Origin of the sequence: Cohnella endophytica, from assembly GCF_003628305.1 — a bacterium.
GTDB lineage: Bacteria > Bacillota > Bacilli > Paenibacillales > Paenibacillaceae > Cohnella > Cohnella endophytica.
In genome coordinates this window covers 364,703-378,736 of record NZ_RBZM01000008.1, presented here as the reverse complement: position 1 = coordinate 378,736, position 14,034 = coordinate 364,703, and the positions used below count along the sequence as shown (strand labels likewise).

Annotated in this window: 12 protein-coding genes; 3 read left to right on the top strand and 9 right to left on the bottom strand. The window is 52.6% G+C overall.

Going from position 1 to position 14,034, the window contains the following annotated elements; all coding sequences use genetic code 11:
• Positions 1 to 183 precede the first annotated feature (183 nt).
• Positions 184 to 915 carry a twin-arginine translocase subunit TatC gene (tatC, locus tag D7Z26_RS19835; RefSeq protein WP_120978850.1) on the top strand — a complete coding sequence of 244 codons (732 nt, stop codon included), beginning with the start codon at positions 184 to 186 and terminating at the stop codon, positions 913 to 915.
• A 58-nt stretch (positions 916 to 973) separates the two neighbouring features.
• The gene (locus tag D7Z26_RS19830) at positions 974 to 1,177 is read left to right on the top strand and encodes a twin-arginine translocase TatA/TatE family subunit (RefSeq protein ID WP_120978749.1); all 204 of its coding nucleotides are present in this window, start codon (positions 974 to 976) and stop codon (positions 1,175 to 1,177) included.
• Positions 1,178 to 1,296: 119 nt separating this feature from the next.
• On the opposite strand, the gene D7Z26_RS19825 is transcribed toward D7Z26_RS19830, so the two are convergent.
• Together D7Z26_RS19825 and D7Z26_RS19820 are read right to left on the bottom strand one after the other, a co-directional pair.
• Entirely contained in the window at positions 1,297 to 3,012 is a 1,716-nt protein-coding gene (locus D7Z26_RS19825; RefSeq protein WP_120978748.1) for a GMC family oxidoreductase, read from the bottom strand.
• A gap of 19 nt (positions 3,013 to 3,031) precedes the next feature.
• Positions 3,032 to 3,820, bottom strand: coding sequence for a gluconate 2-dehydrogenase subunit 3 family protein (locus D7Z26_RS19820; RefSeq protein WP_233567060.1), 789 nt, complete (start codon positions 3,818 to 3,820; stop codon positions 3,032 to 3,034).
• Positions 3,821 to 3,948: 128 nt separating this feature from the next.
• Here D7Z26_RS19820 and D7Z26_RS19815 point away from each other — a divergent pair, with 128 nt between their 5' ends.
• Positions 3,949 to 4,686 carry a hypothetical protein gene (locus D7Z26_RS19815; protein ID WP_120978747.1) on the top strand — a complete coding sequence of 246 codons (738 nt, stop codon included), beginning with the start codon at positions 3,949 to 3,951 and terminating at the stop codon, positions 4,684 to 4,686.
• A gap of 35 nt (positions 4,687 to 4,721) precedes the next feature.
• Here the strand turns inward: D7Z26_RS19815 and D7Z26_RS19810 are convergent, their stop codons facing one another.
• The 7 genes from D7Z26_RS19810 to D7Z26_RS19780 form a co-directional block, all read right to left on the bottom strand.
• Entirely contained in the window at positions 4,722 to 7,265 is a 2,544-nt protein-coding gene (locus tag D7Z26_RS19810; RefSeq protein WP_120978746.1) for a beta-mannosidase, read from the bottom strand.
• A 35-nt stretch (positions 7,266 to 7,300) separates the two neighbouring features.
• Positions 7,301 to 8,134: a carbohydrate ABC transporter permease gene (locus D7Z26_RS19805; RefSeq protein ID WP_120978745.1), complete on the bottom strand. Its 834-nt coding sequence runs from the start codon at positions 8,132 to 8,134 to the stop codon at positions 7,301 to 7,303.
• Positions 8,121 to 9,014 (bottom strand): carbohydrate ABC transporter permease, encoded by an 894-nt coding sequence (locus D7Z26_RS19800; RefSeq protein WP_120978744.1) that lies wholly within the window; start codon positions 9,012 to 9,014, stop codon positions 8,121 to 8,123. The genes D7Z26_RS19805 and D7Z26_RS19800 overlap by 14 nt, the downstream gene beginning before the upstream one ends.
• Before the next feature lie 100 nt (positions 9,015 to 9,114).
• Positions 9,115 to 10,500: an ABC transporter substrate-binding protein gene (locus D7Z26_RS19795; RefSeq protein ID WP_120978743.1), complete on the bottom strand. Its 1,386-nt coding sequence runs from the start codon at positions 10,498 to 10,500 to the stop codon at positions 9,115 to 9,117.
• Positions 10,501 to 10,670: 170 nt separating this feature from the next.
• A complete protein-coding gene (locus tag D7Z26_RS19790; RefSeq protein WP_120978742.1) occupies positions 10,671 to 11,678 on the bottom strand; it encodes a substrate-binding domain-containing protein in 1,008 nt (335 codons plus the stop codon).
• Between the two features lie 218 nt (positions 11,679 to 11,896).
• Positions 11,897 to 13,279: a sensor histidine kinase gene (locus D7Z26_RS19785; RefSeq protein ID WP_120978741.1), complete on the bottom strand. Its 1,383-nt coding sequence runs from the start codon at positions 13,277 to 13,279 to the stop codon at positions 11,897 to 11,899.
• Positions 13,276 to 13,962: a response regulator transcription factor gene (locus tag D7Z26_RS19780; RefSeq protein WP_120978740.1), complete on the bottom strand. Its 687-nt coding sequence runs from the start codon at positions 13,960 to 13,962 to the stop codon at positions 13,276 to 13,278. The genes D7Z26_RS19785 and D7Z26_RS19780 overlap by 4 nt, the downstream gene beginning before the upstream one ends.
• Between the last annotated feature and the right edge of the window lie 72 nt (positions 13,963 to 14,034).

Here is a 14,034-nt window from a genome sequence, read left to right as displayed (position 1 = left end):
CGGGCCGTCGGCCGGGGGTACAATTTCTGCGATACTCTTTCCAAGAATCATACCACGACGATGCGGATTGCGCTATATCGGAAGCCCGTGAAGCCCGTTGACCCTCCCGTATAGCCTGGCATCGATTGGACATTCTAAGAGACGAAGACATGTCATTATTTGGATGAGGAGGTGTCGGCCTTGATCGCTACCGACGAATTGGTCGGCCATCTGGGCGAGCTGCGCAAACGGCTCATTCTGGTCGCCATCTGGTTTTTCGCGACGCTTTGCGCCGGCCTGTACGTCTCCCCGCGAGTGTTGATGCTCGTCAAACGCCATTCCGCGGCGGAGTCCATCGAATGGAACGTATTCGCGTTTACGGACGGGCTATTCGTCTACTTGCGATGCGCCTTCCTGATCGCCGCATTGTTCACCCTTCCGCTCGCGCTATACCAGATTTGGGCGTTCGTGCGGCCCGGACTGACGGAACGCGAAGCGAAGGGCACGCTGGCCTTTGTTCCGATCTCCTTCCTGTTGTTCCTCGGGGGAGCGTCGTTCGGTTATTTCCTTATTTTCCCGATGATGATGCGGTTCATGATCGCGATGAACGAAAGCATCGGAGCGGCGGAAACGTACGGTATCGACAAATATTTCTCGTTTCTCTTTAACGTCGTTTTCCCGCTAGGGGTAACGTTCGAGATGCCGCTCGTGATTTTATTCCTTACGAGAATCGGCATTCTGCATCCGGCGAGAATCCGCAGCGTGCGCAAATACGCCTATGTCGGACTCGCTATCGTCGGCTCTTGCATTTCTCCGCCCGACTTCGTCTCGCATCTGTCCGTTACGATCCCTTTACTGCTGTTATTCGAATTGAGCGTATTTATATCCGCGCGCTTCCACCGCAAATGGACCGCCGCCGTTCCGTCCGCAAGCTAGCTTCATCGCTCGTTACTCCCTTTCCGTTGTTCGACCCATCCAAAAGGAGGCACTTACCATGTTCAACAACATCGGCGTATCCGGATTGATCATCATCCTGCTCATCGCCCTCGTCGTCTTCGGCCCCGCTAAGCTCCCTCAGCTAGGAAGAGCTTTCGGGGACACGCTGCGCGAGTTCCGCAATTCCACCCGAGGCATCGCGGACGACGACAAGCCGGAGCCGATCGAGCTCGGCAAAGAAGAATCCCAGAAGCTCACTTAGACGCGTATTCCCACAAACCAGTAGACGGGCACCCTGCACAAACGGGTCCCGTCTTTTTATTTTGCATAAGAAGAAACGACCGCTCCCGAATCCGGAAGCGATCGCATGACTTCGCAGCCTCACACCAATAATCCGCCTTTTTCGCGATACTTCAGAATGCCTTCCGCCGCGCGGTACGCGAGCGCGCCGACCGTGTCGGTCGGGTTGTAGCCGGCGTTCTGCGGGAACGAGCTCGCGCCTACGACGAATACGTTGTCGTAATCCCACATTTGCGAATACGTGTTGACCGCCGACGTCTCCGGCGACGACCCCATGATCGCTCCGCCCGTATTGTGCGTGGACTGATAGGTCGTAATCTCGTACGGCCCCAACTCCTTGAGTTGGTCGATATGATTCGCGCCCATCTCCTTCAAGATGTCCGCGCACTTGCCCGAGATGAATACGGCAAGCTCCTTGTCCTGCTCCTCGAAATCGAACGTCAGTCGCATAAGCGGATCGCCGTAAGCGTCCTTGTACTCCGGATCGAGGTCGAGAAAATGATGCTTAAACGACATCGACGAGCCTTGTCCGCCAACCGTGATGGCCCTGTTCGCGTATTTCAAAGTGTTCGCCTTGAAATCCTTGCCCCAAGTCGGCGTTCCGCCGGGAGCGGGATTGTTCGAGATCGGCCGTTGCCCCGTCTGGCTGACGCTAATGGACGCCCCGTGAATGAACTTTAATCCGGAATGGTCGAAGTTGTCCCCGTTATAATCGTCAAGGTTCACGCCCAACGAACCCGCTCCGGCGAAGTTGTTGAATTGTTTTTCCTCGAAGAAGCCCGTAGCTCCGCCTTTGATGACTTGATACGCGTAGTTTCGGCCGATGACGCCCGTTCCCGTGCTCGAATCGTAAGGCTTACCGACTCCGGACATGAGCAGGATACGCACGTTGTTGAACACATAGCTCGTCATGACGACGATGTCCGCCGGCTGGATGATCTCTTCCCCGGTCGTGACGTCCGTATAGAGTACCCCCGTCGCTTTCTTGCCGCTATGTATGATTCTTCGAACGTGGGAGTGGGTACGAATCTCGAATTTGCCGGACTTGACCGCGATAGGAATGACGGTTACGACAGGGTCTGCCTTCGCTCCGTATTCGCAGCCGAAACGCTCGCAATATCCGCAATACTGGCAAGCCGCCCGCGATACGCCATCCGGGTTCGTATAATCTTGGGACAAATTGGCGGAAGGCATCATGTAGGGATGGAGATTGAGCTTTTTGGTCGCGTCCGTAAAAAGCTGCATCGCAGGCGACTTCTTCATCGGCGGAATGGGATAGGGATTGGAACGTTTGCCGCCGAGCGGATTTTCCTCTCCGGCTATGCCTGCCATTTTCTCGAACGTGTCGTAATAGGGCTCCAACTCCTCGTAAGTGATGCCCCAATCCTGGATCGCCATGTCCGCGGGAATTTTGTTCTTGCCGTACTTCTCGGTCGTCATGCTGCGAATTTTGAAGTCGTACGGCAGGAACCGGAACGTCTGGCCGTTCCAGTGGACGCCCGCTCCTCCCAGTCCGTCTCCGATCAGGAACGATCCGTATGCCCTCATCGGCAACGCCCTGATTTTCTCCGTGCTGCGGAAAGTGACGGTTTCCTTCGACAAATCCTGCATGAGCCCGTATCTGGCCGAATATCGAAGCTCGTCGTGGACCATATAATAGTCCTCCGTCTTTCTCTCCCGCCCGCGCTCCAAACCGACCACGTTCAAACCTTTTTTGGTCAGCTCGGACGCGATGATGCCGCCGGCCCAACCGACCCCGACGATCACTACATCCGTTTTGGGTAATGTTTTGGCCACTGTCTAATTCCTCTTTTCTTTAGTGGGCTGACATATGATCTTGCAAGCTGCTTGGTTCGATCTTCGTGAAATCCTTCTCGATGATGTCCGTGTAGCTCATTTGGTTGCCGGGATAGTTGCGCATTTTCCAGCCGTTCATGTCCATATTGCCGCCGTAGAGCGGATCGCTATAGACTCCTTCGATCGTCGCGCTGCGCAACGTCTTGAAAAATCCGCTCGCCGAGATCGTCGTCAGCTTAACCGAGTCCGACTCGAACGCCTTGAGCACCTCGTCCTGCTCCTCCGGAGCGAGCTTGACGAATTTCTTGCTCTTCTGCGTCTGGCTATAGTTCTCGATCTCCTGCAAGCCGATCTCGAACATCTCCCTGCGGCGCAGCCGGCCTTGGTAGCCCTGCGTCTTCTCCCCCGTATAGAACGGAGGCGACATGTACTCCCTCGAATTAAAGCCCCAATCGCCCGCGAGCTGATGGTCGATGAAGAAGGCGACTCCAAGGGCGGCAGCTCCGGGTCCGATATCGTCCGCGGGATAGATGCGCTCCGCCGCCGCGTTCGCGATCGCGAACTGGTCCTGCGAGAAGAACATGAGCGCGCGGTTGTAGTTTTTCGGCACTGTCGTTTCTTCGCCCGTTCCGGAAGGCGGAGCAGGCTCCGTTTGTTGCGTCTTGTTCGGTTTGCGGAACAAGCTTCCGACAGCGCCGCCTACGACGACGCCTCCGATGGCATAACCCGCGTTGATGAGAAACTTCCTGCGTGAAGGCTGTTCGATGTTTTGTCCGTTCGTTTTTTTCGGCTCGTCCGAATTGGCCACGCAATCCACCTCGTCTCTTAAATTCCTGACTTTTCCTGAATATTGTTTTTCTAACAAAAAGCGAATATGCATCATTGGTAGTGGGTCATGCTAAAAAGACAAAATTTTCTCTAGGTGGTCGATGACACATGAACCGATTTACGAAGTTAATCTCTCTGGCTATGGGAGTCATGCTCGTGTTGGCGGCTTGCGGTACGATGAACACGAAATCCGCGGCGGTTAAAGATCAGAAGGCGTTGGATAGGAAACTCAAAGCGCAGACGCACAATCACCCGAACGTAGCCGGGCAGCCGGACGCGGCCGTCATCCCGAGCGTCGACCGCAACAAAAACCGGACCACGAACCAATACGGAACGACCACTCATGGAATGGGTACTTCCGTGTATAGCGTCATCGGCAGCTCCGGCCTGCATAGCCAAGGGTTATCCTCGCATCTGGAATCCCGGCTTAGCGGGGAAGGCATTTCCGACGTCAAAGTTTTAGCCTTCGGCGATATGGTCATCTTGGCGGCAAAAAGCCGGAAAATGAACGCGACCCAATACGATCCGCTTCAGCAAAAGCTGCTCAGCCCGACCGGCGGCCTCTCCGCCAAAGGACCGGAAGCGACCGGCAGGATGAGCGCCAAGAGCGGCGAGCCGGCCGCCGGAAAGGACAACTTGGCCGCTGCCGAGCAGTGGATCCGGGATAACTTGGGCTCCAACGTCCAAGTGCAAACCGTCGTCGACTCGCAAGCGGTAGACGCGATCAATAAAATTTGCGCCGGAGCGGGCTCCGGCTCCGGCGATCAGTCCTCGCGGATGGCCGACGAAATCCAGAAGCTGCTGCAGCTCGTGGCCGGGGCGGGGAAGAAGCAGCCCGGGCAATAAAAAAAGAACCCGGACGCTAGCTCCGGGTTTTTCTGCTATTTGATGAAATCGTACATCGAACGTACTTCGAGCTCTCCCGGAATTCCGGGCACGAACCGCCCATCCTTCGTTTCCCGGGTTAAAAACCGTACCGTAACCGGAATTCCCGGAATCAGATCGAAATAGTTATCCGTAAATGTGCCTTCGTCTCCCGTCGTGATCCATACCTGCTTAGCCAATTCGTTCGTTTCTAGTCTGACGGCACAAGGATCTCCTTCCGGACTGCGCGTGACGGTCAATTCCGGCTGCCGAAGCGCGATTTCCTTCGAGGAAACAAAGTAATGCTGTTTGCTGTCCAGCACCTTCCCGTTACCTATCAGATTAGCTACAAGCACGAGTGAATGGGGATCGCGACCTTCGGTTAGCCTTTGGTTGTCCAAGCTGATCGCCATTTTCTCCGAATTCTCATCCACCGCTACTTCCTCGCTCCAGCTATCCAGCAAGCGACCCGAGAAATCGAACAATTTCAATTCCAGCGTCCCCTCGATCGAAGCCTGAATATCGGATACGACGTGAATATCGATTCGTTCCCCGCTTGTCCCGTCCAAAGAGATCATTACGTCGCTGAAGCTTCTGCGAGCGTAATATTGAATCGCTTTCCATCTTCCGTAGTAATCCATGCTTGACCATGAGGCAACCGGCCAGCAATCGTTCATTTGCCAATATAACGAGCCCATGCACATGAATTTCCGACGGCGGTGCGCCTCGATGGCCGTCTTCATCGCTTCCGCCTGCAGTACCTGGCTCAAATACAAGAAAGACGGAAAGTCTTTGGGCTCCGGCAAATAGATATCCATATATTGTTTGATCAACGAATTTCCTTGACCGTTTTTCTGATGTCGCAGCATGACTTCGGAGTCGAGCCGCATATCCGACTCTTCCGCGTAAGTTCTCACCGTTTTATGCTCGGGAAACGATTGGAAGCCGTACTCGCTCATAAAGCGACCGATCGACCGATTATAGTTCTCGAACGGTTCGACGTTATGCCATACTCCCCAATAGTGGATATCCCCGCCCGTGGCGCCGATCCGGGCATGCTGCCGGGCATCGCCGCTTAAGGAGCAGAGCGGCGAGGAAGGCCAATAGTCCACCTCGGAATGCAGCTTTTCTATTTTCGACGGCAGCAAACGGTGGAAGATCGCCTCGTAGTCGTTCCAAATCGAATTACGCTGTTCGGTCGTGTATTGATTTTTCCATCCCCAGCCGTAATCCTCGTCATAGTGCGCCCATGCCGAATCGATCTCGTTGTTGCCGCACCATAACGCGATCGACGGATGATTGCGAAGCCGCTTGATCTGCTGCTCGGCCTCGTTGCGCACGTTGTCCAGAAACGCCTCGTCCCCCGGGTACATGGCGCAAGCGAACATGAAATCTTGCCATACGAGGATTCCGTATTCGTCGCAAAGCTCGTAAAATTCGTCGTTTTCGTAGATTCCGCCGCCCCATACGCGCAGCATGTTCATATTGGACTCGACGGCCGACACGATTTCATGCCGATATCGTTCGATTGTCACTTCCGTCAAGAAGCTATCGTTCGGGATATGGTTCGCTCCTTTGGCGAATACGGCGACTCCGTTCAGGCGGAAGTAGAAACTCGTTCCGTGTTCATCCTTTTCGCGAATTAGCTTAATCGACCGAAGTCCCGTTTTGACGGACTTCATCTCGCACGGGGTCTCTTCCCCCTGCTCCATGAACGCGGCGGTAAATTTATAGAGGTTCTGATCGCCCAACCCCCTGGACCACCACAGCCGCGGGGACGCGATCTCGATATTCATGTCGATAGTTTGGCTACCGGGTTTAAGCCGAACGGCCTCCTCCCAATTCAAATTCCCCGTCGCAAGCCGCAAAGTTCCGTCCCATTCGCCGTCCGATTCCACCTCGACAACCGCCGTCAAGCGAGCCGATTCGGCCCGAACGCTGTTTTGACGAATATAGATGTCCCTGATTCGAACGCCCGACCACGCTTCCAGACGAACCTTTTTCCAGATTCCGCTCGTGACGAAACGAGGACCCCAGTCCCATCCGTAGTGATAAGGCGCTTTGCGGGCGAAAACACTTACTTTCTTGTCGCCAAGCTCGCCGACTTCCGATTGGTCGTTCGTAGAGGGTAGCGGATAACCAAGTCTCTCTAGCTTGGGCAAATCTTCCTTAATGGGAGAACGGAAACGAATGTGCAACCGATTGCCGGACGTTTTCAACAGACGCTTCGCGTCGACTTTCCAGGCGCGGAACATATTGTCGGCCGACAATACGCTTTGTCCGTTTAACGTTACGTCGGCATACGTATCCAATCCGTCGAACCATAGCTCCACGTTCGTTTCTCGCAAGATCGATTCCGGGACATCGAAGGAAGTCTCGTATTCCCAGTCCTTCTTATCGATCCATTGCGCGTCCTTCTCGTTCGTCCCGTAGAACGGGGCCGGAATAAGAGCATGGCGCGCAAGATCGGTATGGACGCAACCCGGCACCTCGGCCGGGAGCCAAGACGATGAACCTACCTCGCGGAATGCCCAGTTATTTGCTAAAGTTCTGTTATTCATAGTTAGTTATCTCCTTCGAATTCGACGATCTCCGGTCATTTGACCGCTCCTTGCGTGAACCCATTGTAAATGTATTTTTGCAGCGCCAAGAAGGCGATAACGGTCGGGACGATAATGAGCATGACCGCGGCGCAAATCGTTTCCCAGTGCGATCCGAATGGCCCCTTGAAAGCAAACAACGAGGTCGATATCGTTCTCAGATCGGGGTCCGGCATATAGAGGAACGGAATGTAAAAATCATTGTAAATCCCGATCCCTTTAATAATGACCATCGTTACGATCGCGGGCGCCAGCAACGGGAAAATGATTCTCGAAAAAATCGTGAAGTACGACGCGCCGTCCAACATGGCCGATTCGTCAAGCTGCGTCGAGATATTGTCCATAAACTGAATAAAGATATAGATGCCGATAATGTCGGTGCCCATGTACAACGTAATCGCCGATCCCATAGTGTTGAACAACCCGAGCGCATGAACGATTTTGAACACGATGACCTGCGTCGTGACGCCCGGGATCAACGCGGCGAACAGGAAGGCGGCCATTATGGCGCCCCGGGCCTTAAAGGTAAATCGCTGCAAGACGTAAGCGATCATCGTACCGATCAGCATGTTCCCGACCAAGGAGACGAGCATGATGATCGCCGTATTCTTAAACCCCTTCAGCATGTTCCCTTTCACGAATGCCGTTCTGTAGTTGTCGAAGTTAAACCAGTCGGCCGGCGGGGTCAAAGAATTCGTATTATGGTATTCTTGCGAGGTCTTAAAAGAAGCGAACAATACGACGACGAGCGGGGCTAGCGCAAAAAACACGCCCAAAATTAAGGTGAGATACTTGAATGTTGCGGCCGATGTCGATTTAATGGCGATCATTCTTTTTCTCCTCCTTAATAAAGGTTTTTTGGATCACGGTAACGAGGACGACGATCAGGAACAGCACGACCGCCATCGCCGAGCCCATTCCGTATTTGTTGAAGCTGAACGTCGTCTTCACCGTCTGGATCACGAACGTATTGCTTCCGTTGGAGCCTCCCGTCATGATGTAAGGAATTTCGAACGGAGCAACCGATCCGCTGATAGACAGAATCAACGTAACGGAGACGATCCTACGAATACTGGGCAAAATAATATATCTGAACTGATGCCAACGATTGGCGCCGTCGATTTCCGCCGCTTCATACAAATCGGAGGGAACGGAAGAGATCGCTCCCAGCAGGAGAATAAAGTTAAAGCCCAAGTAACGCCATAATGACGCTCCCACCAGGGAGATGTTTATGATTTTCGGATTAAGCAGCCAATGGGGCGGATTCGTAATCCCGAAGAAACCCAGAATCGAGTCCAGCGTGCCTTCCGGACGGAAGAAAAACAAAAAGATCAAGCCGACCGCCACGCTGTTGATCATGCTCGGGAAAAATAATACGCCTTTGAAAAAGCTTTTCCCCCGAACCGCAAAGCTTAATATCGTAGCGAAATACAAAGCGATGGCCAACTGAACGAAGCTGCCTACGAAATAATAAATGCTGTTAATAAAGCCTTCGTAATATTTTTCATCCGTAAAAATCGTCTTGAAGTTATCGAAGCCAACCCAGTGATAGGAGGGGGACAAACCGTTCCAATCCGTGAAGGAATACTTAAACATGCCCAAGACGGGAAGGTAGCCGAAAGTTACCAACAGCGCGATCGGAATGAACGAGAATGAAACGATGATAACGATTCTTTGCGCCCTATAGCTTAAATTCGATAATCTGAGCATTCCCTTACCTCCGCTGCCCTGAATGGATTGTAAAAAGCTTAGGGGAAAGCACGAATGCACTCTCCCCTAAGTTGGCTATCATCCGGTTCGGCAATATCGATTATTTCTTGTAATTGGCCGGGATTAATTTTTCCCAGGATTTATTCCATCTTTTATCCAGATCGTTCATGATGTCTTCGAAGGACTCTTTTCTGTTGCCGATCGCGGCTTCGATCAGTTTTTTCTTGAAGTCCGGGTTATGGATCCCTACTTCGGAGTCGTTGTCGATCTGCGTCATGACGCCGTTCAGATCGTCCGGCCCGGGAGTGGATACTTCCATCGTTACGCCCAAATCTTCGAACCCTTTCAACAATTCGGGTACTTTGAGCGGCATTACCGCGCTAAACCCGCCTTGATATTTGTCCGCGTAGTCGGATTCGTCGACTACCCAGTGGATGAACGCTTTCGCGGCTTCTTTGTTTTTGCTGTGAACGTTAACCGACCAATTGTAGTCGGCCGCAAGCGGAGCGGACAATTTCGCGGCGTTCGTCGGGAACGGCATGTATCCGATATCTTGCGGGTTCGGACCTGCTCCTTGCATTTGCGCGATCGCCCAAGAACCGAGCACCATCGTGCCGATCTCGCCGCGATTGATCATGCCCTTGGAGGATTCCCAATCCGTCGTCGTCGGATCTTTCTCGATCAAGCCTTGCTTGGCGACGTCGTACATCAATTTGAAAATATCGTTAAACGGCTTGCCCGCCGCCCAAGGATGCGGATCTTGCAGCACGCCGATGTTGGGATAGTCCGGATCTCCGGCTGCAGGTTGCAAATAATCGGACCACTGGCTTAACGTCCAATCGTCTTTATAGTTCGTGTAGAGCGGAATCGCCTTCGTATTGTCTTTGATTTTCTGCATCGCGGCAAGGAATTCGGAAGGCGTCTTCGGCACCGACGTAACGCCGGCGTCGCTGAACACTTTCTTGTTGTATACGATGCCGAGCGTATTTATGGCCATCGGGATGCCGTAATATTTCCCTTCGAAACGGTGCGCGTCGATTTGAGAGTATTTGGATTTATCGGCTTCGTAGTCGCCGAGAGGTTCGAAGAAATTCGGGAAGTCTTTCGGCTCGACGTTGTTCGGGATGAGCAGCACGTCGCCGTAATCTTCCGTGTTCATCCGAATCTTGATATTGTTCTCGTAGTCTTGGACTGCTTCCCATTTCACTTTGATGTCCGGGTAAGCTTTATTGAACTCATCCGTAAACTCCTTCTGCAAGATGTCGACGATGTCCGTGCGTTGCGTCAGAACCGTAATCGAACCGCTCAGCGCCGGTTCGGCAGAACTGCTTTCCGGCGTATCGCCGCTTTCCGCGCTCGAACTGCCGCTTGGGGTAGCGCTAGCGGTATTCCCGGCATTGTCATTGTTTTTATTGCCGCTGCAACCCGAGAGTAATCCCGCCAAAAGAACAATAAACAAGCTCATGCTTAATGCTTTTTTCATCATTTCTAATTTCCCCCTTTAACTAAAATTAGTTTATCGATAAAGTAACAAGCAGAGTATAAAATGTTTGCGCTTACACGTCAACCCTTTTTATTGTCGTTATTTAGGTCGACAAAAAAGGCGAGCCTGCGCTTTCGCGCCAACTCGCCTTCGACAAGACTTGTAATTTTAAGTTATCGCAAATCCTTTACCGAGTCGCGATAGATGATCTTGGCTTTAACCGATATCCGCCCATGGCCGATCTTTCGGTTTTTGATTTTTTTAATGATCATCGATACCGACGTTTTCGCCATCTCCGTCATATTCACTTCCATCGTCGTTAGGTTCGGTTGGGTTAACGTGGCGAAAATATCGTTGTCGAAGCCTACGACCGAGCAGTCTTCGGGTACGCTGTATCCTTTTTCCCGCAATGTCGAAACCAGGTGATAAGCGACTTGGTCGCAGTTGCACACGAACGCCGTCGGCGGCGGTTCCGGAACGACCAATTCAACGTAATGCCCCTTCTCGTCCCGATCGTTGATCAGGTACTCTTCGTTCATCTCGACACCGTGCTCCAGCATCGATTTGTAATACCCTAGATAGCGGTCCAATATGCTGCTGGTCGCCCTAACGTTCCCGACAAAGGCGATTTTCCGATGGCCTAATTGAATTAAATAATTCGTTAAGTCGTACACTCCGTAGAAATTATCCGTAATGACGCAATCGGCATCCGGCTGGTCGTTATAAAAATCAAGGAACACTAAAGGCGTATCGGTTTTGACGAACATGTCGATGTACTCGCGGCTCAATTGCCCGAGAATGATGAAGCCGTCTACTTTTTTCTCCAGATAAACTCGTGGAAGCACGCGTTGTTCTTCATCGTCCACGCTTAAAATATGCATGATTCCGGAATAGCCGTGTTCGTCCATCACCTTCGCCAACGCCTGATAGAACTGCATGTAAAAAGCCTGCGTAACGCCGGTAAACCGCTCCGGAATGATGACCCCTATGTTGTAGGACAAACCTTCCTTCATCGATCGTGCCGTCGTATTGAAACGATAACCCATTTCCGTCGCAAGCCCTTTGATTTTCTCCCTCAATTCATGGCTTACGCCTTCTTTACCGTTAATGGCTTTAGAAACCGTAACACTGCTCACCCCGAGCTTAAAGGCGATATCCCGCATCGTAACGTTCTGTTCCATCTGGTCGTCTTCCCTCCGACATTCAACAAGCAGTCCATGTTAAGCAGAAAAGAAATAGGTTATCGATAAAGTAAATTAACCTTTGAAAATGAAGTAATATCGCTAACTTTAAGTTTAACATTAACTTGGCGACATCCTATTGTCAATTAGGGGGTGACGACCAATCGGCATAGGCAATAATCCGGCGGGTTCATGAACGGACGGTAAACGGAACATTACTATCGCGGAAGACGAACGGCGAACGTCGATCCTTTGCCGACTTTGCTGCGCGCTTCGACGGTGCCTCCGTGCAAGGAAACGATAATGCTGACGATGGAGAGGCCTAAGCCGCTGCCGGACGAAGCGCGGTTCCTCGCTTTGTCGGCCTTATGGAACCTTTCGAACACTTGGGATAGCTCCGACTCCTCGATGCCGATGCCCGTATCGCTGATTTCGACGACGAGCGACCGCTCCTCTTCCCTGATCGAGACGCCGATCGTGCCGCCCGACTCCGTATAATGGATCGCGTTAGCCAGAAGGTTAAGCCACACCTCGTGCAGTAAATTCGAGTCCGCGCTAACCGTAACTTCGGGCAAATCGAGTTCTAGGTTCAGCTTTTTCTCGGCCCATTGCCATTCTAGCGTAATCAGAATTTCGCGAATCTGCTCGTCTAAACGGAATGCGACGTATTGCAGTTTCTGATCCTCCTGCTCTAGCGCCGCAAGCTTCAACAATTGCTTGCTTAACGCGGACAATCGCTTGCTCTCGCGCTCGATGATCTCCAAATACTGCTCGGACTGCTCCGGAGTCGCTTCCTTATCCAACATTGTGCGAGCAAAGCCTTGAATCGAAGTCAACGGAGATTGGAATTCATGGGAGACGTTCGCCACGAAGTCTTGCCTCATCCGATCCAACTGTCCGACGGAGCGGGCCATGTGAGCGAAATGGCGGGCAAGCTCGCCGATCTCGTCCTTTCTTCCCCGGGACGACTCCAAATCGACGTCGAATTTCCCCTGCACGATCCGTTGCGTCGCCTGCTTCAGAACGTTAAGGGGTTTTACGATATATCGGGTCAGCACGACGATCAGAACGAGACTCGTTACGAAAGTAAATCCAAGCAGCACGGCCACGATTACGCGGATCTCGCCGATCTGCTTCTCCAGGTCGGGCCGAACGAACAAGGCGACACTTCCTTCCTGCGTGCTCAGAGGAATGCCCACCGTATTGCGGATACTGTTCTCGAAGAAAGATACCAGCTTTAACCGCGCGTTCTCTTCCTTCATCCCATGGTAGATTTCTCCGCCCAGCACGGCCTGTATCGTCGCGTTGTCCAGCTTCCCGTGCTTAAAAGGAGCACCGTAAGCTTTGCCCTCTCCCCTGTCGTCGACCGCGTAAATCTGAAAACCGAGCTCCGCGATCCCTTGCAAATAAGCGTCGAGGTTAATCGCCGGTTCTTTCTCGTACAGTCGGCTAATGCTTTGCCCCATGTCGAGAATTTTGCGTTCGTTGATCGACTTCATCTGATCCTCGTAATACAAGCTCGTCAAGAGCACGCCGACGATTCCGCTTACGAAGGCGATAGCCATGAACGTCAAGACGATCCTTACGTATAACGTCCTCACTGTTCCGTCACCTCTAGCTTGTACCCGAGTCCGCGAATCGTCGTCAGCACGAAATCCTTTTGCTGATCCACGAATCGCTCTCGCAGCCTTTTGACGTGGACGTCGACCGTTCGGCTGTCCCCCGCGTAATCCGCGCCCCAGATCAACTGGATCAATTGTTCCCGCGTATAGATTCGGCCGGGGTGACTAGCCAGCTGGGAGAGCAGCTCGAATTCCCTTAACGGAATCGTTATGAGCTGTCCGTCCTCGCCGACTCGGATCTCGTAGCCCTTCCGATCGATGCTGACGCTGCCCAAACGGATCACTTCCGATGATGCAATCCGGTAGCGCCTTAATAAGGCTTTGATGCGGAAAAGCAGCTCCTTCGGTTCGAACGGCTTCACCATGTAGTCGTCCGTTCCAGCCAGATAACCTTGCTCCTTGTCCTCCAGTTGATCTTTCGCGGTCAGCATGATTACCGGGATGTCGTAATGCTCGCGAATCTCGCGGCATAGCTCGAGCCCGTCCTTGCCGGGCATCATCACGTCGACGATCGCCAAATGAACCTGCTCGTTCTCGCATAGGCGGGACGCCGTCTTCCCGTCTTCCGCTTCAAGCACGACATAGCCCTCTTTGCTTAGCGCAAAACGCAGCAGTTCCCTGATCGAAGGATCGTCGTCCGCCACCAAGATACGAATTCTCATGCTTCTAGCACACCCCTGATCGTAACGATTCCTTAAAAGTTTGGCTCCAGTATATCATACCTTTTCAGGCTG

Coding starts and splice junctions, on each gene's coding strand:
- D7Z26_RS19830 (WP_120978749.1), top strand. CDS start 974: ATGTTCAACAACATCGGCGTATCCGGATTGATCATCATCCTGCTCATC.
- D7Z26_RS19815 (WP_120978747.1), top strand. CDS start 3,949: ATGAACCGATTTACGAAGTTAATCTCTCTGGCTATGGGAGTCATGCTC.
- D7Z26_RS19810 (WP_120978746.1), bottom strand. CDS start 7,265: ATGAATAACAGAACTTTAGCAAATAACTGGGCATTCCGCGAGGTAGGT.
- D7Z26_RS19805 (WP_120978745.1), bottom strand. CDS start 8,134: ATGATCGCCATTAAATCGACATCGGCCGCAACATTCAAGTATCTCACC.
- D7Z26_RS19800 (WP_120978744.1), bottom strand. CDS start 9,014: ATGCTCAGATTATCGAATTTAAGCTATAGGGCGCAAAGAATCGTTATC.
- D7Z26_RS19795 (WP_120978743.1), bottom strand. CDS start 10,500: ATGATGAAAAAAGCATTAAGCATGAGCTTGTTTATTGTTCTTTTGGCG.
- D7Z26_RS19790 (WP_120978742.1), bottom strand. CDS start 11,678: ATGGAACAGAACGTTACGATGCGGGATATCGCCTTTAAGCTCGGGGTG.
- D7Z26_RS19780 (WP_120978740.1), bottom strand. CDS start 13,962: ATGAGAATTCGTATCTTGGTGGCGGACGACGATCCTTCGATCAGGGAA.